Here is a 24592-nt window from a genome sequence, read left to right on the forward strand (position 1 = left end):
CCGGGGCATTCGTGCCTGTCAGACCAGATAATGGCGCAATTCACGGGCGATCAACAGGCGCTGGATCTCGCTGGAGCCTTCGTATATCTGGGTGATGCGCGCGTCCCGGTAGTAACGCTCGACCGGGTAGTCCTCCAGATAGCCATAGCCACCATGAATCTGGATCGCCTTGGAGCACACCCACTCGGCCATTTCCGACGCGAACAGCTTGGCCTGAGAGGCTTCCGACAGGCACGCTTGCCCGGCGCTGCGCAGCCGCGCGGCGTGCAGGGTCAGCAGGCGGGCGGCATTGATGCGGGTGTGCATGTCGGCCAGCAGATTGGCAATGCTTTGATGTTCGATGATCGGTTTGTCGAACTGCACACGTTCCCGCGCATACGCCAGCGCAGCTTCGAAGGCGGCGCGGGCGATACCCAGCGCCTGCGCGGCGATGCCGATGCGGCCGCCTTCCAGGTTGGAGAGGGCGATCGACAAGCCCTTGCCGCGCTCACCCAGCAGGTTGGCAGCCGGGATGCGGCAGTTGTTCAAGGTGACCGCGCAGGTGTCCGATGCGCGGATGCCCATCTTGTGTTCGCTGCGATCCACCACGAAACCGGGGTTTTCGGTCGGCACCAGAAAGGCTGACAGGCCCTTTTTGCCAAGCGCCGGATCGGTCACCGCAAACACGATAGCCAGTTGTGCCCGCTTGCCGTTGCTGACGAACTGCTTGGCGCCGTTGATCACCCACTCATCGCCCTGTAACTCGGCACGAGTCCGCAGGTTGTGGGCTTCAGAGCCTGCATGTGGTTCGGTCAGGCAGAAACAGCCGATGGCCCGGCCCGTGGCCAGTTTTTCCAGCCAGGCATGTTTCTGCTCGTCGGTGCCGTAGTTGAGAACCGGCCCGCAGCCCACCGAGCTGTGAACGCTCATCAATGTGCCGGTGGCCGCGTCGGCAGCGGAGATTTCCTCAACCGCCAGGGCGTAGGCGACGTAATCGATGTAGGTGCCACCCCATTGCTCCGGCACCACCATGCCCAGCAGGCCCAGTTCGCCGAGCTTGGCAACCAGTGCGTCATCGATCCAGCCGGCCTTTTCCCAGGCCTGGGCATACGGCGCGATTTCATTACGCGCAAAGTCGCGCGCCATGTCGCGAATCATTACCTGCTCTTCACTCAATTCAAGGTCGTGCACGGCTCAATTCTCCAGACCGCTGAAGAAACTCTGCACCTGCGCGGCACTGACGTCCTGCGCGCTGGCGTGTTTCCATTGCGGCTTCTTGTCTTTATCGATGATCAGCGCACGTATGCCCTCGATCAGGTCACCGCGTTCGAACCATTGGCGGTCCAGGTGCAACTCCATGGCGAAGCAGGCCGGCAGCGACAGATGACGGCCACGGCGCAGCATTTCCAGGGTCACCGCCATGCCCAGCGGTGAGTGAGCTTTCATTCGGGCTACGGTATCCAGCGCCCACTCGCGGGTGTCGCCGATGACCACCTGTTGCAGTTGCTCAAGCATGCTGGGAACATCCGGCAGCCCGAAAAAGTGGTCGATGGCGTGGCGCAGGGATTCCAGCGGAGGGGAGGGCAGACGCTGGGTCGCCAGCTTGGCCAGCGCACCCTGCAGGTCCTTGAGCGGGGTCGACTTCCATTTCAGATGATCGAGCATGTGGTCGAGGCGCGGCAGCAGTTCGCTGTTCATGGACCAGTTGGCAAGGCCGCAGTACAACGCGTCGGCAGCACCGATCTGCGACCCGGTCACGCCCAGCCAGGTCCCGAGTTCGCCGGGCAGCCGCGAGAGAAAATAACTGCCGCCGACATCAGGGAAATAACCGATGGCGACCTCCGGCATGCCGAGGCGGCTGCGTTCGGTGACCACGCGCAGGTCGGCTCCCTGGACCAGCCCCATGCCGCCGCCCAGCACCAGGCCATCCATCAGGGCCAGTACCGGCTTGCGGTAGCGGTGAATGGCCAGGTCCAGCTCGTACTCTTCGGCAAAAAACGTGTGGTGCAGATCCTGGCCGCTCTGGTGGCTTTCATACAGCGAACGGATATCGCCACCGGCGCAGAACGCCTTGCCGCCTGCGCCGCGCAGGACCACGGCATGAACCGAGGGGTCGTCGGCCCAGCGCTCAAGTTGCTGGCGAAGTGTGCGGACCATGTCCAGATCGATTGCGTTCAGGCCTTCCGGACGATTGAGGGTCAAGTGTCCGATGTGGTTACGCACGTCGATAACGATCGAATCCCGGCAGGCGGACGGTCGAACCGGGCGGGCGGATGAAACCTGTGAACTCATTCTGAACTCCTTGTTCGGTTGCGCTTTTTTCTTATTCGAGCATTCGAGCGTCGCAGAAGATCGTAGCAGCGCAAATGTGCAAAGCAAAACTGCGTTTAAGCATAGTCTGAAGTTTCAGATAGCCACTGTTTAACGCCTTCGCAAGTGCCTGAGTGTTGCGGTATTGGACTGACCGATACGAATCATTGCCTGGCGGATGAGTATTATGAGTGTCATTAATGTCACAAAAGGGAATTCCTCAGGTGTACCCCATGAAAGTCCCCGTGCCAGTCGTTTATGAGCGATAAGTATGCCCCGCGCGAGTGGGCCGCCCACGAGCGTCCGACCATGCCCGGCTCGCCGTCGACGCCACTGCATTCGACCGCGCGGCGTTGGGCGTTTGCCGTCGTGGGGGTTATCGTCGCGCTGACCGGCGGCCTCGGTAATGCGCTGGTGGTCGCCAACCTGCCGTATTTGCAGGGCGCGCTGGGGGCGACATCGCAGGACATTGCCTGGCTGCCGGCGGCCTACATCATGACTAACGTGTCGATGAATCTGCTGCTGGTGAAGTTTCGCCAGCAATTCGGCCTGCGCGCGTTCACCGAGCTGTTTCTGGTGCTGTATGCGCTGGTGACGCTGGCGCATCTGTTCGTCAACGACATCGATTCGGCCATCGCTGTACGTGCGGCACACGGTATGGTCGGCGCTGCGCTCAGCACTCTCGGGCTGTATTACATGATTCAGGCTTTCCCGCAGAAGTGGCGGCTCAAGGCGCTGGTGTTGGGGATTGGCACCGCTCAGTTGGCAACACCGCTGGCCCGGCTGGTGTCTGAAGACTTGCTGCAGATTGCCCAATGGCGTGGCCTGTACCTGTTCGAACTGGGCATGGCGCTGCTCTCGCTGGGCTGCGTGCTGCTGCTCAAACTGCCGCCGGGTGATCGCTTCAAGGCGTTCGAGAAGCTCGATTTCCTGACCTTCGGCCTGCTGGCCAGCGGCTTTGCGCTGTTCTGTGCGGTGCTGTCGCTGGGGCGTATAGAGTGGTGGCTGGAAGCGCAGTGGCTGGGTATCGCCTCAGCGGCATCGATTGCGCTGATCTGCACCGGGCTGGCTATCGAGCATAACCGCAGCAATCCGTTGCTGATCACGCGCTGGCTGGGCAGTGGGGCGATCCTGCGTCTGGGCCTGGCGGTTATCCTGTTTCGCGTGGTGCTGTCCGAACAGTCGGTCGGTGCTGTCGGTTTTCTTCAAGCGCTGAATATGGGCAGTCAGCAGTTGCACACCTTGTATCTGGTGATGTTGCTCGGCAGCGTCTCGGGGCTGGCGGTCAGTGCGCTGACCATCAACCCGGCGCATCTGATCAAACCCTTGCTGATCTCTCTGGCGATGATGGCAGTGGGGGCCTGGATGGACAGTCATTCCACCAACCTGACCCGCCAATCGAACATGTACCTCAGCCAGTTTCTGTTGGCGTTCGGCGGCACGTTTTTCCTCGGGCCCACCCTGGTGCTGGGGATCAGCGGGGTGTTGGCGAACCCGCGCAACATGGTCAGCTTTTCGGTGTTGTTCGGGATCACCCAGAACATCGGCGGGCTGATCGGGTCTGCTGCATTGGGCACCTTTCAGGTGGTGCGCGAGAAATTTCATTCCAGTTACATCGTTGAACACCTGACCCTCATCGATCCGCTGGTTCAGGCGCGACTGCAGAGCTACAGCGCCAGTTACAGCTCGGTGCTCGCCGACCCGTCATTGCGCAACAGTCAGGGCATCCGCGCGATGGCCACGGCAGCGACCCGGGAGGCCAATGTGCTGGCCTACAACGATGTGTTCATGCTGATCGCGCTGATTGCGGTGCTGACCATGATCTGGATTTCAGCCCGGGTCCTGTGGCTGAAAATGACCACTCAACCTCTGGCGCTGGCACCCGTTGCACCTGCTGCTTCGCCCTCCGTATCCAACTCCGGCGTTAAATCTTCATGACCGAATCCAAGACCCCAGATACCGAAGCTCCGCGCAACTCGCCGCCACCGGCACCGTTGACGTCCCCGGTGACCAGCAAGCCGCGCTCGACCCGCAAGCGTGTCGTGTCTTCCGTGATTTTCGGCGCCGTCGCCCTGGCCGGGGTGCTGGTGGTGCTGTACGCCTGGCAACTGCCCCCGTTTGCCAGCCCGATCGAGAGCACCGAGAACGCGCAGGTCAAGGGCCAGACCACGCTGATCGGGCCGCAACTGAGCGGCTATGTCTACGAGGTGCCGGTGCAGGACTTCCAGTTCGTCAAGGCCGGTGATTTGCTGGTGCGTCTGGATGACCGTATCTATCGTCAGCGCCTGGATCAGGCCATTGCACAACTGGCTGTGCAGAAGGCCTCGCTGGCCAATAATCTGCAACAACGGCGCAGTGCCGAAGCCACCATCGGCCAGCGTCAGGCCGAACTGCAGAACAGCATCGCCCAGAGCCGCAAGAGCGCCGCCGATCTGCGGCGCAATCAGGCGCTGGTGACCGACGGTTCGGTTTCGAAAAGCGAGCTGGATGTCACGCGTGCCGCCGATGCACAGGCAAACGCCGCCGTTGCCGAAGCCAGGGCAGTCTTGCAGATCGCCCGTGAGGACCTGCAGACCGTCATCGTCAACCGTGGCTCACTGGAAGCCTCGGTCGCCAATGCGCAGGCGGCGATCGAGCTGGCGCGCATAGACCTGGACAACACCCGTATCGTTGCCCCGCGGGACGGGCAGTTGGGGCAGATTGGCGTGCGTCTGGGGGCCTATGTCAATTCGGGCGCGCAATTGATGGCGCTGGTGCCCGAGCAGCGCTGGATCGTGGCGAACATGAAAGAAACCCAGATGGCCAACGTGCGCCTGGGCCAGCCGGTGAGCTTTACCGTCGATGCGCTCGATGGCCACGAGATGCACGGCCACGTACAAAGAATTTCGCCCGCTGCCGGCTCTGAATTCAGCCTGCTGCCCGCCGACAACGCCACCGGCAACTTCGTGAAGATTTCCCAGCGTATCCCGGTACGCATCGTGGTCGATGCCGATCAGCCCATGCTTGAGCACCTGCGGCCAGGGATGTCGGTGGTCGTGAGCATCGACACCAGCGCGGACGGCGATGTGCCGCCTGATCCGGCGGTGCGCTGAGCCTCTGGATGAGCCTGACAGCTGTAACGTTGTTCACTTTGAATATCGTGCCGACGCTCCGCGTCGGCATGCAGTTCATGACGCTCTGCGTCATCCACCTCTGATGCGAAACAACGTCATGCCTTACTCGCAGACGCTGCCAACGCAGTGCTTTTCAACCGCGATGGCACAGACGACGCAGAGTGCGACGTTAGTGACGGCTGAGTCCTGGCGCTGATCCGGGGGTAGCCTGGCAGGACGCCAGGCTAGCCGCACCGTGCCATGGATGGCGCGTTGCGGCGACCCCCGGATCAGTGACAGGGCGAAGGAACCCGACGAAGTCGGGCCGGAAACCGGAGCGAGGGGGTTTGCCTACTTTGGCCCCATCAAAGTAGGTCGCCGAGGGGCGAAAAGGTGACCTGAGCCGAACGTCAATCCAGCTGATGTCGCAGAACCGCTGTGTGACGCGGAGCGTCACGAACTGCATTCCCACGCGGAGCGTGAGGAACGATAGTCATCAGGTTCCGGGCCGTGCCTCTAGCCCGACTACTCTAAAGTGCTTTTCAACCGCGAAGGAACCCGACGAAGTCGGGCCGGAAACAGGAGCGAAGGACTTTGCTCACTTTGGTCCCTCAAAGTGAGTCGCCGAGGGGCGAAAAGGTGACTTGAGTCGAACTCTAATCCACCTGATGTCACAGATCCGCTGTGTGACGCAGAGCGTCACGAACTGCATGCCGACGCAGAGCGTCGGCACGATAGTCAAAGCGGGGGCGGGCGCAGCAGGCATCAGAACAGCTTGCTGAACACCCAATACAACGAACCTGACAAGAGGATCGCCGCCGGCAGGGTCAGCACCCAGGCTGTGGCCAGATTACGCAGGGTACGCATTTGCAGCCCCGAGCCATTGGCGACCATCGAACCGGCCACGCCGGACGACAGCACATGGGTTGTGGATACCGGCAGCCCATACATGTCCGCCGCGCCGATCGTGAACATCGCCACGACCTCTGCCGACGCGCCCTGGGCGTAAGTCATGTGCGTCTTGCCGATGCGCTCGCCCACCGTCACCACGATACGCTTCCAGCCGACCATCGTGCCCAGACCCAAGGCGATGGCCACGACAATCTTGACCCAGGTCGGAATGAACCGCGTAGCACTGTCGATCTGCCCCTTGAACGCCTCAAGCTTGGTCTTGGTGTTCGCGTCGAAATCGCCGACCTTGTTTTTCTCCATCAGGCGGATGGTTTCCGAGGTCAGGTACATGTCGTTACGCACGTTGGTCACGGCTTCGGCAGGCACCTTCGACAGCGAGCCATAACTGGCGACCTGATCGCCGATCTTGCCCGCCATCACCGCCAGCGCAGGGATCAGTTCAGGGCTCGCTTCCTTGCTGACCAGGTAATCCGACAGCGTCTTGCGCGCATCTCCCGGGGCCGGTTGAGGGACGCTGCGGATCAACGCCTGCTGGGTTACTTCAGCCACAGCAGCGAACTGGGTAGCCTGTTCGGCGGGCATGGTGCGGTTCAGCGCATAAGCCATCGGCAGTGTGCCGACCAGAATCAGCATGATCAGGCCCATGCCTTTCTGCCCATCGTTGGAGCCATGCGCGAACGACACGCCCGTGCAGGTCACGATCAGCATGGCGCGAATCCACAACGGTGGCGGCGCGTTGCCTTCCGGAGCCTTGTACAGCGCGCGGTTCTTGATGAACATGCGCATGGCCAGCAACAGCAACGCCGCACAGCCGAAACCCACCAGGGGCGAGAGCAGCAGTGAGTAACCGATCTTGGTGGCTTGGGACCAGTCCACGCCGCTGGTGCCGTCGCGGCCGTGCATCAGGGCGTTGGCGATGCCGACCCCGATGATCGAACCGATCAGCGTGTGTGACGAGGACGCCGGCAGACCCAGCCACCAGGTGCCGAGGTTCCAGATGATCGCCGCGATCAACAGCGCGAAGATCATCGCGAAGCCCGCCGATGAGCCGGTTTGCAGGATCAGTTCCACCGGCAGCAGGGCAATGATGCCGAATGCCACCGCGCCGCTGGAAAACATCACGCCGAGAAAATTGAAGAAGCCTGACCAGACCACTGCAAAGCCGGGCGGCAGGGAGTGGGTGTAGATCACGGTGGCGACGGCGTTGGCCGTGTCATGAAAGCCGTTGACGAACTCGAAGCCCAAGGCGATAAGCAACGCTACGCCCAACAGCACGAACGGGGTCCAGGTGGTGACCACCGTGCCCATGTCGTCAACGTCCTGTTTGAGGCTGTAGCCGGTGAACAGCAAGCCTGCGATGAGTATCGTGAAGAAAAGTATCATGGTCATTCGGCTGGGCTTGCGACCGAATTGACTCGCTGACAGGCTCGCCTTGCCGAGAGCGTCTGGAGACAGTGCGTTTGTAGCCATGTTCGCAATCCTGGATTGAAAGAATATTGAAATGGTCATTGCAAAATGTGACAGCGGTGAGACATGTAACAATTGATTGCGCTTTTGCGCCGGTTTTCTGACAACCGGCGGTTGCTGACTCAGTAATCGCCGCGTTTGCGGAACGCCCAGCGCCCGGCGACCAGCGTGAAGGTCGCGACCAGCGCCACCAGAATCCAGAAGCCCTCAGGGTCAGAGGCCAGCGGTACGCCCCCCACGTTCATGCCGAAAAACCCGGCAACGATGTTGATCGGCAAGGCCAGAACAGTCACCACGGTCAGGGTAAACAGGGTTCTGCTGCTCTGTTCGTTGAGGTTGGCGGCAATTTCTTCCTGTAACAGTTTGATGCGCTCGCCCAGCGCCGTCAGGTCGTTGATCACCAGTGAGGACTCTTCGATGGACTGACGCAACGCCTGGACATCCTGTTCGCGCAGCCATTGCGGAGGTTTGTGCAACAGGCGCATCAACGAACCGGGTTCCAGCGCCAGCAGGCGTTGCAGACGGACCAGCACCCGGCGCATGGCGCCGAGTTCGGAGCGATTGTTGCTTAGTCGCTGCGAAAGCAACTGGTCTTCGATGCGGTCGACGTTGACGCTGGTCTTGCGCAGGAACTGCGTCAGTACTTCGCCCTGATCGCTCAGCAGGTGGGCGAGGAGCTCCAGCGGTGAGTCGAATTGCTCGCCGCGCTTGACCGCCGAGCGCAGCTTGTCCACCGAACGCAGCGGCTGCAGCCGGGCGGTGATCAGCAAACGCTGGCGGGCACAGACCCACAGGGTGGAAATATCCGTCGAGAGCCTGTTGAAGTCGAACACCACATCGTTGACGACCGCCAGCAGCGTGGTATCCACGTGCTCGATCCGCGTCGAACGCGAGCCCTCGTGCAATGCTTCGAAAAACTCTTCCGGAAGGTCCAGCTGGGCTTTCATCCAGCGTTCGCAGGCCGCGTGCGAGAGGTTCAGGTGCAGCCAGATGAAGCTGTTTTCTTCGGGAGGGTTTTGCAGGTAATCCAGCGCGGCGGCCGAACCGATTTCCTGGCCACTTTCACCATGGCGAAAACGGAAGCCGTAGAGCAGACCGAAAAGGTCGGAGTCCTGATGGTGGTGAGCGATACTGTGGTTCATGGCTGTCCACGTGCGGCCTGGCCCGGGCAGGGGAGGCGAAGGCCGCATGATGACAAGGCGTTATTTCATATTTGTGACAGCTTGTTGCCGGGTGTGACATCCGCCAGATCGAGAAACGACTGCATGGGCAGCCGTTCAGTCAATCGACAGCTCGCTACCGCCTCGACAGCGGTCAGACCATCGCCAGTGGCACCTTGCGAGTCGGCGCAGGCCATGCCAGATCGATATCGGCCAGATCGCGCTCGGTCAGACGAATCTGCTCGGCAGCGATGTTCAGACGAATGTGTTCCGGGTTGGTCGCCTTGGGAATGGCGATCATGTTGTCCTGGCGAAGCACCCACGCCAGGGAAATCTGCGCCGGTGTTGCATCGTGGCGTTTGGCGATTTCGTGCAGGGCAGGGTGGTAGAGCAGATCGCCAGCCTGGCCGATCGGGCAGTAAGCCATCAAGGGCAGATGACGGTCTGCGCTCCACAGCATCAGGTCGAACTCGATGCCGCGTTGCTCCGGGTTGTAGAGCACCTGATTGGTGGCACAACGCGGGTTGTTGAGCTCGATCATGTCCGGCACATCAAAGTTGGACACCCCCCAGGCACCGATTTTGCCCGCTTCACGCAGACGCTCGAATGCCTCGACCGTCTCGGTCAGCGGGTACTGGCCTGGCCAGTGCAGCAAGTACAGATCGATGTAGTCGGTGTTCATTCGCCGCAGGCTGGCCTCGCACGCGGTTGGAATACCGGCGCGGCTGGCGTTGTGCGGGTAGACCTTGCTGACCACGAATACCTTGTCCCGCTGTCCGGCAATGGCTTGCCCGACGATTTCCTCGGCAGCGCCATCGGCGTACATCTCGGCGGTGTCGATCAGGGTCAGGCCCTGTTCGATACCGAGGCACAGGCCGGCGATTTCTGCCGAGCGCTGATGCCCTTTTTCACCCATGTGCCAGGTGCCCTGACCCAGCACTGGTACGGTTCTGCCTGCCAGTTCCAGTGTGCGCATGTGACCCCCTGCAATTAAATAAGCAGCTAATGAGCGGTTGAATAAGCAGGTCTCAGGCAACAAGAGGCGCACGAGGTTCCGTGACACCCCAATGACAATGCAGATTTAAACCCGGAACTGCTTCAGCAAGGTGTTCAACTCTTCGCTCAACCCGCGCAGATGCAGACTGGCCGAAGTCGATTGTTCGGCGGCCAGTGCGGTGCTCTGGGACAGTTGCGCGGCCTGGGTGACGTTCTGGTTGATGTCATCCACCACGTGCGTCTGCTGCAGGGTGGCGCTGGCGATCGATGCATTCAGGCTGTTGAGGTTGCGCAGCGCCTGACTGATGGAGGTCAGGCTCTGGCCGGCCTGATTGGCCTGCTCGATGGTCAACTGCGAAGAGCGGCTGCTGTCACCGATCACCTTGACCGCTGCATCGGAATGCTTTTGCAGGCGTTCGATCATTGACTGGATTTCTGCGGTCGATTTCTGCGTGCGCTGGGCCAGCAGACGCACTTCGTCGGCCACTACGGCAAAGCCGCGGCCCTGTTCGCCGGCGCGCGCGGCCTCGATGGCGGCGTTCAGCGCCAGCAGGTTGGTCTGCTCGGCAATCGAACTGATCACTTCCAGTACGCTGCCGATCTGCGTGCTCTCGCTGGCCAGGCTCTGCATCACTTGCACGGCCTGACCGATGGTGCTGGAGAGGTGTTCGATCTGGCGCAGGCTGTTATCGATATTGATTTGACCCTGCTGTGCCTGTGACTCGGCATCGCGCATTTCGCTGGCGGCATGTTCAGCGTTCTTGGCCACGTCCTGCACACCGTAGGTCACTTCGTTGACCGCAGTGGCAACCAGGTCCATCTGTTGCGATTGTTGCTCGCTGCGGCTCTGCGCCTGTTCGGCGTCGCTGCCCAGATCGGTCGAGGCCTGGCCCAGCGCCACGGCCGAGTGCTGCAACTGACCGACGACATTGCGCAGCTTGGCGACAAAGGCATTGAAGTGCGTACCCAGCTCGGTTATTTCATCCTTGCCATGGGTTTCCAGCGTGCGGGTCAGATCGCTCTCGCCACTGGCAATGCTGGCCATCGCACCGACCGCCGCTCTGAGAGGGCGCACGATGCTGCGTACGATCGTGACCAGCAGCAACACCATGATCAGCACGATGCCGGCGATGAACATCCCGGCGTTCCACAGTTGGGTCTTGAACTCCGCCGCTACGTCATCCACGTAAACGCCGGACCCCAGAATCCAGCCCCATGGTTGAAACAGCTGCACGTAGGAGGTCTTTTTCACCGGCTCGCTGGCACCGGGCTTGGGCCAGCGATAATTGACCATCCCGGCACCCTGGGCTTTGACCAGCGTGACCATTTCATTGAACACCGCAAAGCCGTCCGGGTCCTTGATGGTCGATAGATCCTGGCCTTCGAGCTTGGCGTTGGTGGGGTGCATGATCATCACCGGGCGCAGGTCGTTGATCCAGAAGTAGTCGCTCTGGCTGTAACGCAGGCTCTTTATCTCTTTCAAGGCTTGCTGTTGCGCAGCCTCGCGGGTCATGCCGCCGGCGGCTTCAAGCCCTTGATAGAAGGAGAGGATGCCGCTGGCCGTCTGCACCACATGCATGGTTTTCTCGGCCTTGGCCTGATACAGGTCATTATGCAGTTGCCTGAGCAGCGTCGCCGAAAGGACGAAGAGCATCAGTACTGAAACGACAAGAATCAGCCACAGACGGCGGCTGATGGACAAACTGCGCATACTCATGATCGGCATCCCATGCATTATTTTTTTTCTTCTGATGACTCTGATCCGCGCAGCGCGCGATTCAGGGCCTTTCAAGCATCTCGGCGCGTAATGACCAAACATGAGCGGTCGGTCACACTTTTTAGCGGCGTACACGGGTATGGCGAAAGGCTTACAGCAACAGACGCGATTGGCTCTATCGACTGACCCTCAGTGAATGTAGGATCCAATTCAACAGCTGCAGCGAAGGAACGCCGCAGTGATCAGGGAGGATCGACCATTGCCAGGAGGCTACTGACAGGATGTCGGAATGGTCATGTTGCAAAACCACCCGCTTCGGCGGGTTTTTTGCGTCTGCAGGAAAGCAGGGTGGGTTCAGCGGTCCGGCTCGCAGCCTTTGAGCACCAGCCTGAGGATGGTCCGGGTGGCCGCCTCGTAATCGGCATCCTGCAGTTTTGCCTTGCCGGTGACCGTTGCGATCTGCCAGTCGAAATCGGCGTAGGTCTGGGTCGCGGCCCAGATGGTGAACATCAGGTGATGAGGATCGAGCGGGGCGATCTGTCCGCTGTCGATCCAGGCCTGGATGCATTCGATGTTGTGCCGTGCCTGGCCATTGAGCTGTTCGATCTGCTGCGCTGTCAGGTGCGGGGCGCCATGCATGATCTCGCTGGCGAACACTTTCGAGGCGAAGGGCAGATCACGGGAAATCTGGATTTTCGAACGGATATAGCGGCTGAGGACTTCGGCAGGCACGCCTTCGGGGTTGAAGGGCGTCGACGCACGCAGAATGGGCTCGATGATGCTTTCCAGCACCTCGCGATAGAGGTTTTCCTTGGATTTGAAGTAGTAATAGACGTTGGGCTTGGGGACACCGGCTTTGGCCGCGATATCGCTGGTCTTGCTGGCGGCGAAGCCCTTGTCGGCGAATTCCTCGCTGGCAGCGCGCAGGATGAGTTCTTTGTTGCGCTCGCGGATACTGCTCATGACCCGGTTATTCCCTTGCCTGCATGGCGGTCGCGCATGTTAGCACCGGGTTTGCGCAGCGCTCAATGTTGACGGCCCGGGGCAGGGTTGCACCGGGCCGTTTACTCAGGCACCCATCAGTTCCTGGACTCTGGCGGCCAACGCTTCAATCGCAAACGGCTTGGTCAGTACGCGCATTCCTGGCCCGAGCTGTTCGTCACCGATGGCGGCGTTTTCCGCGTAGCCGGTGATGAACAGGGTTTTCAGATGCGGGCGGACCTCGCGTCCGGCATCGGCCATTTGTCGTCCGTTCATGCCGCCCGGCAAACCCACGTCAGTGATGAGCAGGTCGATATGCACATCCGAACGCAGCAGCTTGAGGCCAGCCAGGCTGTCGGCGGCTTCGATCAGCGTATAGCCCAGGTCGCCGAGGGCGTCGGTGAGCAGCATGCGCACCGTGGGTTCGTCGTCCACGATCAGGATGGTTTCCCCGGACTGGGTGAACTCGAACGGTGCCTTGTGCACATCGCCTTCGTCTCTGGCCGCAGTGCCGTCGTAGCGAGGCAGGTACAGGGATATCGCGGTTCCCTTGCCGACCTCTGACTGAATACGCACCCGTCCGCCAGACTGATTGGCGAACCCGTAAATCATCGACAGACCCAGCCCGGTGCCCTGGCCAATGGGTTTGGTGGTGAAGAACGGGTCGAATGCCTTGGCGATGACATCAGGCGTCATGCCGGTACCGGTATCGGTGACGCACAGCGACAGATAATGGCCCTCAGGCATATCGTGTGCGCGTGCCACATCGCCGTCTATCCAGCGGTTGCTCGCCTCGATGGTGATGCGTCCGCCGTCCGGCATGGCATCGCGGGCGTTGATGCACAGGTTCAGCAGCGCGTTTTCCAGCTGGCTGGCGTCGACCAGTGTCGGCCACAGCCCCGTGGCACCCAGGGTCTCGACCACGATGCTGGGGCCGACGGTGCGCTGGATCAGGTCGGTCATGCCTTTCATCAGCCTGTTCACGTCAGTCGGCTGCGGGTCCAGGGTCTGGCGTCGAGAGAAGGCCAGCAGCCGGTGCGTCAGAGCCGCGGCACGTTTGGCCGCGCCCTGGGCCGTCACGATGTACTTGTCGACCTCGCCCCAGCGCCCTTGCTCGATCCGGGTGCCCATCAGTTCCAGAGCCCCGGAAATGCCTGCCAGCAGGTTGTTGAAGTCGTGGGCGAGGCCACCGGTCAGTTGCCCGACCGCTTCCATTTTCTGCGACTGGCGCAGCTTCTCTTCGGCCTGCATGAGCTCGGTGGTGCGCGCTGCCACGCGTTGCTCAAGCGTGTCGTTGAGGGCACGCAGCGCGGCAGTGGCACGGTCGCGTTCTGCCGCCACGGCGCGTCGTTCGTCAACGTTGATGAGCACGCCGGGAAAGCTCAATGGTGTGCCATCCTCGGCCCGATCGACCCGGCCGTTGGCTTCGATCCAGTAGTAGATGCCATCAGTACGACGAACGCGGTACTGGTGGGCGTAAACACGCCCGTTGGTGATGACCGCATTGATCGCAGTGATCAGGCCTTGCTTGTCTTCCGGGTGAACAGTGGCAATGACTTGCTCCAGACTCAGGCCTTCACGGCCCAGCGCGGGGTCCAGACCGAAGGCCTTGGCGAAGGCTTCGTCGACGGTAAAGCGATCGGTCGGCAAGTCCCAGTGCCAGGTGCCGATGATTGCACCGGCGGCCAGGGCGAGCTGAACGCGGTCGATGTTTTCGCGTGCGACGGCCTCGCTGGTGCGCAAGCGCTCCTCGGCATCGCGTCGCGCCGTCACATCGCTGAAGATCACCGCAATCTGCCGATCAGCCGGTTCACCGACACGCACCGCCTTGACTTCGAACCAGCGCTCGAACGCCTTGGCATAGTTCTCGAAGCTGGCAGGCTCGCCGGTTTTGGCGACGTTGCCATAGGCTTCGAACCAGAACCGCTCCAGGTCCGGCGCGAACTCGGTCACCCACTTGCCGCGCAAATCGACACCGGCCTGACGTTCAAAGGCAGGGTTGGCCTCGATGAAGCGGTAGTCCACCGGGCTGTCATCGGCATCGAACCTGACCTGAATGATGGCGAATGCGGCTTCGATGGTCTCCAGCATGGCCCTCGAGCGCTCTTCGCTCTGGCGCAGCGCGGTCTCGGCCTTGCGCATCTGCGACATGTCGAGCATTGCGCCGATCATGCGCACCGCCTGGCCGTCGATATCGCGTATCACATGACCGCGGTCCAGTACGTCGGCATAGGACCCGTCCAGACGACGAAAGCGGTATTCGTCTGTCCAGGCAGTGCCATTGCCGTCGATCACGGCATGAATGGAGTTGTATACGCGGGTGCGGTCGTCGGGATGGATCTGGCCCATCCACCAGTCACCGGACTTGTCCAGGGTTGCCAGCGGGTGGCCGTAAGCCTCTTCCAGCGCGTCGTTCCAGAGCACCAGATTGGTTGCAAAGTCCCAGTCCCAGATCGAGTCATTGGTCGCCTTGGCGGCCAGCCGGTAACGTTCCTGGGCTTCTTCGGTCGCGCGGCCGGCCAGATGCTCGCGGGTACGGTCGCGCAGGATTTTCACGAAACCGAGGTGGGTATTGTTCTCATCGTAGAGCGGCATCATCTCGCCTGATGCCCAGAACAGCTCACCGTCCTTGCGCAGGTGCCAGCGCTCGTCCGACGCCCGGCCTACGCTCAGCGCAAGCTGCATTTCATGTTCGACCCGGTTGCTGGCCAGGTCTTCGGGCGTAAAGAAACGCTTGGCGCTCTGACCGACCATCTCTTCCTGGGTCCAGCCCAGAACCTGCTCTGCGCCCGGGTTCCAGTCGGTGATGATGCCGTTGCCATCGGTCAGGATCATGGCGAAATCCATCGCGCTGTCAAAGACTGCGCGCTGGCGTGCCGCCCGGGCGACGGCTGAGGGCCGACAGGTATTTGTTGCGGCGTCGATGCCGGCTTCTTCAAGCGTTCTGCGCAGGTCCACGATCTGCGCCTCCAGCTCTTCTCTTGTCAGGTCTTTCAGAGCGCCTCCCGCTCACACGTTATGTTTGGCATGGGCGGAAACTTGCCGATGGCCTGCTTTGCACGGTCTGCTTTCCCTCGGCAGGCAGTGCCTGATGGGCGTCTTTCTATGGCGACCACCATACAGTCATTGCCGCGCCTGAGCTCACGTCCTGCCGTGACTGCAGCGCAGTGGCTGCGTCAGTGGACACCTGCCGACGAATCGGGTTTCGAAGGATCAGAATTTAAAACAGCCATTGTGTCCTGCGCTGGTTCCGGGGACATGTTCAAAGGCGCAGCGATTTTCCCGGGTATTCATCGGCCTGGGGGCGGCTTTCTTTAGAGAATGTCAGGCCTGGGTAACAACTTTGTTTGCAGGCTGCACACATTGCTCATTACCTGATGCGGGTGGGGCTTTCGAGTCAGCCTTTTTTCGGGGTTTTTCGGAACGCGTGCTAGGATTTACCCTTTCGTTATGCGAAACGTGCCCTTCGTATGTCCATCGATGTAAACAGTCCCGCTACTCCTGCACCCACCAAGCGTCGCCTGCCCAAGGGCGAGGTGCGCAAGGCCGAGATCATCAAGGCGGCCATGACCCTTTTCGCTCGGGATGGTTATGCCGGCGCCTCGCTGACCAACATTGCCAAGGTAGCGGGTCTCTCTCAGGTCGGCCTGCTGCACCATTTCCCGACCAAACTGGTGCTGCTGCAAGCTGTTCTCGAACATCGCGACCAGTACATTGCCGGCCGGCTGCAGGATGCCGATCAGGTCGCTTCTCTGCAGGGGTTCCTGTCGTTTCTGAAGCAGGTCATGAGTTTCAGTATCGAAGACGCCGCGGTCAGCCAGGCGCTGATGATCATCAACACTGAAAGTCTGTCGGTCACGCATCCTGCACACCGCTGGTTCAGCGAGCGTTTTGCGATTGTGCACGGCCATCTTCAGGCGCATCTGAAGTTGCTGGTCGAGGCAGGCGAAATTCGGGCGGATATCGACGCAAGGCAGATCAGCCTGGAGATAGCCGCCATGATGGATGGCATGCAGATTCAATGGCTTCGATCGCCAGGGGATGTGCAGATAGAGGAGGGGTTTGCCAGGTTTCTCGAGCGACTGGCGCGGGATCTGGCGGCACGCTGAGCTGCGAGCATTTACCAGACAGGCATCGGTGGTCCTGTCGACCACCGATGCCGTTGGCTTAGTAAGCCTGTTCTGCCTTGACCTGTACGGCCTTGCGCAGCGGGATCGGCAGCGGGTTGGAGTCGCGAGTGGTCAATTGCTCCGGGTACAGCGCTACAACCGTGCGGTCGAGCGCCAGGTTTTCCGAGTCCTTGCCCACCAGCACCTTGAACTTGCCAGGGTCAACGTTCCAGCTCACCGAGTTGGTTGAGTAGTACGCGAACGAGCGCGAGTCCAGCGCAATGGTCACGGTCTTGCTTTCGCCAGGCTTCAGGTAAACCTTGGAAAAGCCCTTCAGCTCTTTCTCTGGACGATCAACCAGCGGCTTTGAAGGCTGCACGTACAACTGAGCCACTTCAAAACCGGCCTTGTCACCCGTGTTGGTCACCGTGAACGACGCCTGAATGGTCGCGCCCGGTGCCAGCACGTTGCTCGACAGCTTCAGATCGCTGTACGCATAGGTGGTATACGAAAGCCCGAAACCGAATGGGTAGAGCGGTTTGGTGTGCTTCTTGTCGTAACCGCGATAGCCCAGGTACAGGCCTTCGCTGTAGCTCATCTCGACAGGCGGATTAGGGCTGCTGAAATAGTACGGCACCGGGTTCGAGTACGACGCATAGCTCGGATTGTCCTGTGCCTTCTTGTCCAGCGTGATCGGCAGCTTGCCCGATGGATTGACCTTGCCGAACAGTATTTCAGCCAGTGCCTGACCGCCCTGTTGCCCTGGATACCAGGCGTGCAGAGACGCGGCTACCTTGTCAGCCCACGGCTGCATGTCCATGCCACCGCCACCGTGCAGTACCACGATGGTTTTTGGGTTGGCTTTCTGAATGAAACCGATCAGCTCGGACTGGAATTGCGGCAGTTCGAACGGACGATCGAGCGACTCACCCTCGTATTCGAAGTTATTGCCGGCGGCTACCACGACAGCGTCGTAATCCCCCAGACTCTTCGGTGGTCGCAACGCTGCCCAGCTCATCTGTACGCCGTTCATGCCGCCCAGTACCGGAGTGAAGTTGCCCTTGAGCCGGCGGTATTCGAGGCGCACGTTGTATTCGCTGCCAGCCTTGAGATTCGGTGTCTTGACGGTGCGCGGCACGACTGGGATCAGGTCGAACGAGACTTGCGCGCCTTCATCTTCAAGCACCAGCTCATCGTTGATCCAGAGTTTATAGGCACCGTCCGCACGGACCTTGAACACCTGCGGCCCGGTGATCGTCGGTTTGATCTTGCCAGTGAAACGGGCCGAGAACGAACCGGCTGAAGGGCTGTAGCCGTTGACCGCGCTGCTGCCGTAATCAGTGACGTTGGTGTTGGTAATCCAGTCCAGGTTGACGCCCGGCTCGATGCGAGTTGCCACCGGGTCGCCGGACAGCGAGGTGTTGGCGTAGTACTCGGCTTTTACGCCGGTATTGCTGATCGCCTGCTGGTCACTGCCTGGCTGATACCAGACCGACGATTTAGGGTTGAGGCTCATCTGTGGCAGGTAGTCCACGTTGGACGGGTCAGACGCCAGTTGCTTGAGTCCGCTCACTTCGGTGACATAACTGGCCGGCGCCGAATAGGCAGTACCGAACGGCGCGGTCGGCGGCTGCATGGCCATGTCGCCAATGACGGCGATCTTCGCGTTTCTCGGCAACGGCAGTAGAGGTTTCTGCCCGTCCACTGGCTCGTTGCGCAGCAGGACGATCGATTCTCTGGCCACGTTCAAGGCCGCCAGTTGACCGTATTCACGATGCTCCAGTGGCTGCGCCTTGTTGATCCCCTTGTCAAAACCGTAGCTGACCAGCGCTCTCAGGTTCCTGCGCACCTTGTCGTCGATCACGTTCTGGTGCAACTGACCGTTCCAGACATAAGGCAGCAGTTTGGCTTCAGTAAACTGAAGGCCGCTGGGCATGTCGATATCGGTGCCGGCCCAGGCGCCCTTGAAGGCGTCCTGAACCGAGTTGAAATCGCTCATGACGTTACCCTGAAAGCCCCACTGGCCTTTGAGGATATCGGTGATGAGGTGATGGTTTTCACACGCGTATTCGCCGTTGATCTTGTTGTAGCCGCACATGATCGAGGCGATATTCGAGTTCTTGACCAGCGATTCGAAGCCCGGCAGGTACAGCTCCTGCATCGCTCGTTCGTCGATCTTCACATCCAGATAATGACGGTTCGCTTCCTGCTCGTTCATCAGGTAATGCTTGGCGGCCGCCTGGATGCCTTGAACCTGGATACCGTTGGTGACGGCAGGTGCCAGTACTGCGCCGAGAAACGGATCTTCGCCACTCATGTACTCGGCCGCCCGGCCGTTGAAAGGCGTGCGGTACAGGTTGATGGCTGGCGACAGCATCTGCTGACCGCCTGCGATGCGGGTTTCGTAGCCAATGGCCAGACCGAATTCCTTGGCGCGATTGATGCTCCAGGTGGCCGCAAGTGCTGACGGGGAAGGGTACTGCGCGCCGAACGTCTTGCCGCCGACCAGTACACCCATGGCCGAGTCATAGGCGACCGTGCCCTGCAGGTTGAACTTGTCCAGCTTGGGAATCATGCGGCCGTCGTCAACGCGCGAAAAATTGATTTTTTCCGATTGCGTCATGTTGTCCAGCATCGCGCCTACGCGCGCTTCCACTTCATTGCCGGTCATCGGCGTGACAGCGAATACGCTGCCTGCCTGGGCGATACCGAGCGCCAACAGGCTCAGGCCCAGGCCTTGTTTGATCATGGACACGGAGTTATTCCTTACGTCATTCATTGATTGATCGGTTGCAGTCAGTGGGTCACTCAGTGGTCTTCATTGCCGGCAGGCGCGTCCGCAGTGTCGATCGGTGCATCCACCACCGTTTGCGCGCCGTTGGGCGTTTTCTGTACGGCAGCGTCGGCACCCGTGATCTGCTCACGCTGGGCGTCGACCTCTGCGCGGCGCTCGCTCGACGTGGATGGCAGCGGGTTCTGCCCGTCAGCGGCAGACACCGGGAGGGCGGCAAGGGACATCAGTAAAGTGGCAACAACAGGCAGCAGGGGGCTGGCCATCGGGAGAATCTCCAAACAGAAATATGAAACAGGCAGACAGGCAAGTCAGCAGCTCAGGGCCGCTGACAGTTCATTCAAGGCGTGCGTGACAAACAGAAAATTGCTGAAAGGTAAAATACACGAATGTAATTTTATATAGTTGAGGTTGGGTAAAATTCAATGGCAGATATTTGGTTTTAGTATTGCTTTAATTTCAAAATATAAATTTAATACGCAATATTTTTATGGTTTTTGTGTTTTTACAGAAATTAATCTTCTTTTTAAAAAGCAGAGTGATCACTCTGTTTTTGGCGGTTTAGATGGTTTTCATGGGGTCGCGTGCTGATGAGCGCAAGTATTGCTGACGCCTGAATACTGGCAGTGAGTGTCAGTATCATCACGTCGCTGTCCGGCCCGTCGAATAAAGTCCGGACGCCACCGAAGAATGCCTACGCCTGTCTGGACTGGAGTGAACGCGCCCCGCACATCGGCGGCTCGTTGGGTGCGGCGCTGCTGGAACTGATGCTCAAGCGTGGGTGGGTAAGTCGACATCTGGATTCCAGAGCACTGTATCTGACGCCCAAAGGGGCAGGCGGGATGGCGAAGGCGTTTGGTCTGGAAGGCGGTGCGTAAACGCTCAGATAACCACGCCGCTATCGGGCATGCCCGGTAGCAGCGTGGCTCAGGTTCAGAAGCTGTACTTGGCCGTCAACGCATAACTGCGCGGGTTGCCGTAGACGTCGGTGGAGCCCCAGACCGAGCTGGCGCCAATCGCCGTGTAGTAGGTGCGGTCGAATATGTTGTTGGCGTTCAGTTGCAGGTCGAGGTTCTTGCTCACCTGATACCCCGCCATCAGGTCGGCGACGGCGTAGCTGCCCTGTTCCAGGCGATAGCTGCCATCGGTGAGCGCGATGTCGTTGTACATGCGGCTTTGCCAGTAGACGTTGCCGCCGACGCGCATTTTCTCCAGTGCACCCTGCAGGCGATAGACCGTCGATGCCTTGAACAGATGCTCGGGTGTGTCGGTGTTGAATTGCTGGTTCTTATTTGCCGGATCCGCGTCCTTGAGGTAGTGGGTGCGGGCGTAGGTGTAGCCGGCGCCGACTTGCCAGTTCTCGGTCAACGCGCCTTGCAGCTCCATCTCGATGCCCTGACTGCGTACCAGGCCTGCAGCGTCGTAACAGGTCAGGACCGCGCAGCCTGCCTGAGTCGGTGACTGGGTCTTGAGGTTTTTCTGGTCGATCTGGAACACCGCCAGGGAGGTGTTGAGGGCGCCGTTGAAGTATTCACCCTTGATACCGACTTCATAGTTTTCGCCGACCACCGGCTTGAGCACCTTGCCGGACAGGTCCTGTGCGCTCTGCGGCTGAAAGACGTCGGTGTAGCTGGTGTACAGCGAGTGGTGTTCATCCAGCTTATAGATCAGCCCTGCGTAGCGCGTCAGGTTACGGGTGACTTTGTAGTCTTCATCGCCGACGCGGTCATCGTAGTCGTACCAGTCCAGACGGCCGCCGAGGATCAGGGTCAGCGGATCGGCCAGGCTCAGGCGTGTGGTGAGATAGACCGCGTCCTGGGTGGCGATGCTGTGCGTCTTGCCATTGCGAACGAAGTCCGGCTTTGGCGCGGCAATGGGCAGACCGGTGTCGTAGGGGCTGTACTCCTTGCTGGTCTGGTCGTACACGCGCCGGCTGGTGCCGACCACCACTTCATGAGTGCGGCCGAAGGCTTCGACCGGCCCACTGGCGTAGACATCGAAGGCGCTCTGCTGCTCTTCCGGCCTCGACTGGTAGGCCGTGGTTTCCAGCGGACCGTTGTAGCGAGACAGGTAGGTCCCCGAAAACAGGCCGTCCAGCGACGAGCTCGAGCCTGCTACGCGCAGTTTCCAGTCGTTGTCGAAACGGTGCTCCAGCTCACCGAACACGGTGTCTATCCGGATTTTCTTGTTTTCCCAATCCGAGCCGGAATAGGTGGAGCGCGGCAGGTTCAGGTGGTGACCATCGACACCCAGAGGCAGGCCGCCCCAGAAGTAGTTGGTCTGGTCTTCCTGACGAGAGAGGCCCAGGGTGGCGGTCGTCGCGTCGCTCAGATCGGCTTCGACCACCCCGTAGAACACGCCGTGATCGCTCTTTTCCTTGTCGCGGAAGCTGTTGGCATCCTGGTAGGAGCCGACTATGCGGCCGCGAACCGTGCGGCTGTCGTTCAGTGGGCCGGACGCATCGAAGACGCCACGGTAATCGTCCCAGCTCCCGACCGTGCCGGTGAGGGTGACCTGTGGCACGGCGGTAGGGCGTTTGCGCACCATATTGATCGCTGCCGAAGGATTGCCAGACCCTGTCGCCAGGCCAGTCGCGCCCCTGATCACCTCGACATGATCGAACATGGCCAGATTGGGTTGAACGCCTGCCGTGTAGCCCGAGTAGGAGGCGGGCAGGCCGTCGTACATGATGTTGTCGATGTCGAAACCGCGCGACGTGTAGGTTTGCCGGCCCGGCCCGCTGGACTGGTCCAAAAACAGTCCCGGCGTATACCTGACCACGTCATTGATGCTGGTCATGGCCTGATCGTCCATGCGTTGGCGGGTGACGACCGTCACGGCCTGCGGCGTTTCACGAATGGTCAGCGGCAACTTGGTCGCGGTCTGCATCGGGCCGGTGGTGTAGGACTGACTGCCCTCGGTTGTGGAGCCAAGTTGATCACTGCTGATCTGCGTGGCGCCCAGCTCCATGGTCGTGGCGGGCTGTTCTTCAGCGCCAAGGGCTGCCTGTGTAGTGGCAGCCCAGATGCCCATGGCCAGCAGACCCGGTGTGAAACGATTACGGCTTTGCGATTGTTGCCCCGACATGAACCCGACACTCCCTGATGCCCTCCATGGCAGGATGATAATAATGTTGATAATGGTTCGCATTAGTGTGACAGGTTGTTTCGCACAGAAAAAGACACTGCGAACAAATAGTTAACAAAATTTTCACATTCAACGCTGAGGCCGGGGGGCCGTCGTTCTGGGTGTCTGATAGGTACCCCATCGAAAAGCGCTATGAAAATCTTGTACATGAAATTACATTGGTACAAGTTTTTATGGCTGCGGAGCCTCTTCCATTGACCCAAGCCCCTCGTCTCCACCTGATCCTCGGCGATCAGCTTTCCTTCGATCTCGCATCCTTGGCGGGGCTGATCCCCGAGCGCGACACGGTCCTGATGGTCGAGGTCATGGAAGAGGCGAGTCATGTGCCGCATCATCCGCAGAAGATCGTGCTGATCTTCAGTGCCATGCGTCATTTTGCCGAGGCGCTGCGTGAGCGTGGTGTTCGGGTGCAGTACGTCATGCTCGATGATCCGCAGAACACCGGGTCGGTGCCGGGTGAGTTACAGCGCTGGCAGGCCCTGTTGCGAGCAGAAGAGTTGCACATCACCGAGTGCGGCGACTGGCGTCTGGAACAGTCGATCAAGGACTGCGGGTTGCCCATCCAGTGGCACGCCGATACGCGCTTTCTTTGTTCCCGCGACGAGTTCTCGTCGTGGGCGCACGGCAAGAAGCAGTTGCGCATGGAGTTCTTCTATAGGGAGATGCGCCGCAAAAGCAGGCTGCTGTTGAACGGCGACGGTACGCCGGTCGGTGGTGCCTGGAACTTTGATGCCGAGAACCGCAAGGCACTGCCCAAGGGCGTGGCAGCGCCTTACCCAATGCGCTTTTCCCCGGACGCTATCACCCGCCAGGTACTAAAGCTGGTGGGTGAGCGCTTTGCCAGCCATTACGGCTTGCTGGATAATTTCGACTATCCGGTTACGCATGCCGATGCCCAGGCGCTGTGGGAGTACTTTCTGGATTACGGCCTGGCCGGTTTCGGCGATTATCAGGACGCGATGGCCACTGATGAGCCTTTTCTGTTTCATGCGCGCATCAGTGCTGCGTTGAACATCGGCCTGCTGGATTTACGCCAGGTGTGCAGTGACGTTGAGTCCGCGTACTGGGCGGGCAGGGTGGGGCTGAATGCCGCCGAAGGTTTCATTCGCCAACTGATCGGCTGGCGGGAGTATGTGCGTGGCGTCTATTGGCTGAAAATGCCCGATTACGCGAGCGGCAATCTGTTCGGTAACAGCCGGCCGCTGCCCGAGTTTTACTGGACCGGCGAAACGCAGATGAACTGCATGAGTCAGGCCATCGGCCAGAGCCTGAAGCATGCCTACGCCCACCACATTCAGCGCCTGATGGTCACCGGCAACTTTGCCCTGCTTGCCGGGATAGTGCCGGAGCAGATCTGCGAGTGGTACCTGGCGATCTACATGGATGCCTTCGACTGGGTCGAGCTGCCCAATACGCTGGGCATGGTCATGCATGCCGATGGCGGCTATCTGGGCTCCAAACCCTATTGCGCCAGCGGCCAGTACATCAAGCGCATGTCTGACTATTGCCGCGGCTGTGCGTACAAGGTCACTGAAAGCACCACTGAGGATGCCTGTCCGTTCAATGCGCTGTACTGGCATTTCCTGATGCGCCATGGCGACCTGTTGCGTCGCAATCAGCGCATGGCGATTATCTATAAAAACCTTGATCGCATGGCTGAGCCCAAACAGCAGGCGCTGTGGGCGCGTGGCGAGCATCTGCTGGCCAGGCTCGATGCCGGAGAGGCGCTTTGAAAAAAGCCGAGCTGCCAGTCAAAACCTGTGTGGTCTGCGGGCTGCCGTTCACTTGGCGCAAGAAGTGGGCGCGCTGCTGGGATGAGGTGCTTTATTGCTCTGAGCGTTGCCGGCGAAACAAGCGCACGGCAAGCCAGTAGCGTTTTCAAAATATTTCGAAATGAAAAGCGCTGAACTATCGCTTGCTCAGCATGATCC

At 60.2% G+C, this 24592-nt stretch carries 16 protein-coding genes and 1 pseudogene; 6 read left to right on the forward strand and 11 right to left on the reverse strand.

Features of this window, described 5'->3' with window-relative positions; all coding sequences use genetic code 11:
• Positions 1-18: 18 nt before the first annotated feature.
• A complete protein-coding gene (locus AC54XV_RS09085) occupies positions 19-1170 on the reverse strand; it encodes an acyl-CoA dehydrogenase family protein (protein WP_011267227.1) in 1152 nt (383 codons plus the stop codon).
• 3 nt (positions 1171-1173) lie between these two features.
• Positions 1174-2271 (reverse strand): enoyl-CoA hydratase/isomerase family protein, encoded by a 1098-nt coding sequence (locus AC54XV_RS09090; RefSeq protein WP_058399095.1) that lies wholly within the window; start codon positions 2269-2271, stop codon positions 1174-1176.
• A 276-nt stretch (positions 2272-2547) separates the two neighbouring features.
• Here AC54XV_RS09090 and AC54XV_RS09095 point away from each other — a divergent pair, with 276 nt between their 5' ends.
• Entirely contained in the window at positions 2548-4227 is a 1680-nt protein-coding gene (locus AC54XV_RS09095; RefSeq protein ID WP_003404439.1) for an MFS transporter, read from the forward strand.
• Positions 4224-5381 (forward strand): HlyD family secretion protein, encoded by a 1158-nt coding sequence (locus AC54XV_RS09100; protein WP_003404437.1) that lies wholly within the window; start codon positions 4224-4226, stop codon positions 5379-5381. Before AC54XV_RS09095 ends, AC54XV_RS09100 begins: the two co-directional genes overlap by 4 nt.
• 765 nt (positions 5382-6146) lie before the next feature.
• Here AC54XV_RS09100 and AC54XV_RS09105 read toward each other — a convergent pair.
• From AC54XV_RS09105 to AC54XV_RS09130, 6 genes are all read right to left on the reverse strand, one after another.
• Positions 6147-7763 carry an inorganic phosphate transporter gene (locus AC54XV_RS09105; RefSeq protein WP_003415783.1) on the reverse strand — a complete coding sequence of 539 codons (1617 nt, stop codon included), beginning with the start codon at positions 7761-7763 and terminating at the stop codon, positions 6147-6149.
• 119 nt (positions 7764-7882) lie between these two features.
• Positions 7883-8902 carry a transporter gene (locus tag AC54XV_RS09110; protein WP_024643017.1) on the reverse strand — a complete coding sequence of 340 codons (1020 nt, stop codon included), beginning with the start codon at positions 8900-8902 and terminating at the stop codon, positions 7883-7885.
• 172 nt (positions 8903-9074) lie between these two features.
• Positions 9075-9896, reverse strand: a complete 822-nt coding sequence (locus AC54XV_RS09115; RefSeq protein WP_003315245.1) for an aldo/keto reductase — start codon at positions 9894-9896, stop codon at positions 9075-9077.
• Between the two features lie 105 nt (positions 9897-10001).
• Entirely contained in the window at positions 10002-11633 is a 1632-nt protein-coding gene (locus AC54XV_RS09120) for a methyl-accepting chemotaxis protein (RefSeq protein WP_024651275.1), read from the reverse strand.
• Positions 11634-11987: 354 nt separating this feature from the next.
• Complete coding sequence (locus tag AC54XV_RS09125; protein WP_010429686.1) at positions 11988-12596, reverse strand: TetR/AcrR family transcriptional regulator; 609 nt, start codon at positions 12594-12596, stop codon at positions 11988-11990.
• A gap of 105 nt (positions 12597-12701) precedes the next feature.
• Entirely contained in the window at positions 12702-15572 is a 2871-nt protein-coding gene (locus tag AC54XV_RS09130; protein WP_496718404.1) for a PAS domain-containing hybrid sensor histidine kinase/response regulator, read from the reverse strand.
• A 512-nt stretch (positions 15573-16084) separates the two neighbouring features.
• Here AC54XV_RS09130 and AC54XV_RS09135 point away from each other — a divergent pair.
• On the forward strand, positions 16085-16723 hold the full coding sequence (locus tag AC54XV_RS09135) for a TetR/AcrR family transcriptional regulator (protein ID WP_103359765.1): 639 nt from the start codon (positions 16085-16087) through the stop codon (positions 16721-16723).
• Positions 16724-16781: 58 nt separating this feature from the next.
• On the opposite strand, the gene AC54XV_RS09140 is transcribed toward AC54XV_RS09135, so the two are convergent.
• Together AC54XV_RS09140 and AC54XV_RS09145 are read right to left on the reverse strand one after the other, a co-directional pair.
• Positions 16782-19472 carry a beta-glucosidase gene (locus AC54XV_RS09140; RefSeq protein WP_496718928.1) on the reverse strand — a complete coding sequence of 897 codons (2691 nt, stop codon included), beginning with the start codon at positions 19470-19472 and terminating at the stop codon, positions 16782-16784.
• Between the two features lie 59 nt (positions 19473-19531).
• Positions 19532-19780: a hypothetical protein gene (locus AC54XV_RS09145; RefSeq protein WP_024639210.1), complete on the reverse strand. Its 249-nt coding sequence runs from the start codon at positions 19778-19780 to the stop codon at positions 19532-19534.
• A gap of 426 nt (positions 19781-20206) precedes the next feature.
• Between AC54XV_RS09145 and AC54XV_RS09150 the strand changes: the two are divergent.
• Positions 20207-20392 (forward strand): annotated as a pseudogene (locus AC54XV_RS09150) (transcriptional regulator); the annotation flags it as partial.
• 55 nt (positions 20393-20447) lie between these two features.
• Here AC54XV_RS09150 and AC54XV_RS09155 read toward each other — a convergent pair.
• A complete protein-coding gene (locus tag AC54XV_RS09155; RefSeq protein ID WP_148193606.1) occupies positions 20448-22601 on the reverse strand; it encodes a TonB-dependent siderophore receptor in 2154 nt (717 codons plus the stop codon).
• Positions 22602-22834: 233 nt separating this feature from the next.
• On the opposite strand from AC54XV_RS09155, the gene AC54XV_RS09160 reads away from it, so the two are divergent.
• A complete protein-coding gene (locus tag AC54XV_RS09160) occupies positions 22835-24394 on the forward strand; it encodes a cryptochrome/photolyase family protein (RefSeq protein ID WP_496718407.1) in 1560 nt (519 codons plus the stop codon).
• The gene (locus tag AC54XV_RS09165; RefSeq protein ID WP_003404413.1) at positions 24391-24534 is read left to right on the forward strand and encodes a DUF2256 domain-containing protein; all 144 of its coding nucleotides are present in this window, start codon (positions 24391-24393) and stop codon (positions 24532-24534) included. The genes AC54XV_RS09160 and AC54XV_RS09165 overlap by 4 nt, the downstream gene beginning before the upstream one ends.
• Positions 24535-24592: the final 58 nt, after the last annotated feature.

The organism is Pseudomonas fragariae (ex Marin et al. 2024) (genome assembly GCF_059621105.1).

Coding starts and splice junctions, on each gene's coding strand:
- AC54XV_RS09090 (WP_058399095.1), bottom strand. CDS start 2,271: ATGAGTTCACAGGTTTCATCCGCCCGCCCGGTTCGACCGTCCGCCTGC.
- AC54XV_RS09095 (WP_003404439.1), top strand. CDS start 2,548: ATGAGCGATAAGTATGCCCCGCGCGAGTGGGCCGCCCACGAGCGTCCG.
- AC54XV_RS09100 (WP_003404437.1), top strand. CDS start 4,224: ATGACCGAATCCAAGACCCCAGATACCGAAGCTCCGCGCAACTCGCCG.
- AC54XV_RS09105 (WP_003415783.1), bottom strand. CDS start 7,763: ATGGCTACAAACGCACTGTCTCCAGACGCTCTCGGCAAGGCGAGCCTG.
- AC54XV_RS09110 (WP_024643017.1), bottom strand. CDS start 8,902: ATGAACCACAGTATCGCTCACCACCATCAGGACTCCGACCTTTTCGGT.
- AC54XV_RS09115 (WP_003315245.1), bottom strand. CDS start 9,896: ATGCGCACACTGGAACTGGCAGGCAGAACCGTACCAGTGCTGGGTCAG.
- AC54XV_RS09120 (WP_024651275.1), bottom strand. CDS start 11,633: ATGAGTATGCGCAGTTTGTCCATCAGCCGCCGTCTGTGGCTGATTCTT.
- AC54XV_RS09125 (WP_010429686.1), bottom strand. CDS start 12,596: ATGAGCAGTATCCGCGAGCGCAACAAAGAACTCATCCTGCGCGCTGCC.
- AC54XV_RS09135 (WP_103359765.1), top strand. CDS start 16,085: ATGTCCATCGATGTAAACAGTCCCGCTACTCCTGCACCCACCAAGCGT.
- AC54XV_RS09140 (WP_496718928.1), bottom strand. CDS start 19,472: ATGATCAAACAAGGCCTGGGCCTGAGCCTGTTGGCGCTCGGTATCGCC.
- AC54XV_RS09145 (WP_024639210.1), bottom strand. CDS start 19,780: ATGGCCAGCCCCCTGCTGCCTGTTGTTGCCACTTTACTGATGTCCCTT.
- AC54XV_RS09155 (WP_148193606.1), bottom strand. CDS start 22,601: ATGTCGGGGCAACAATCGCAAAGCCGTAATCGTTTCACACCGGGTCTG.
- AC54XV_RS09160 (WP_496718407.1), top strand. CDS start 22,835: ATGGCTGCGGAGCCTCTTCCATTGACCCAAGCCCCTCGTCTCCACCTG.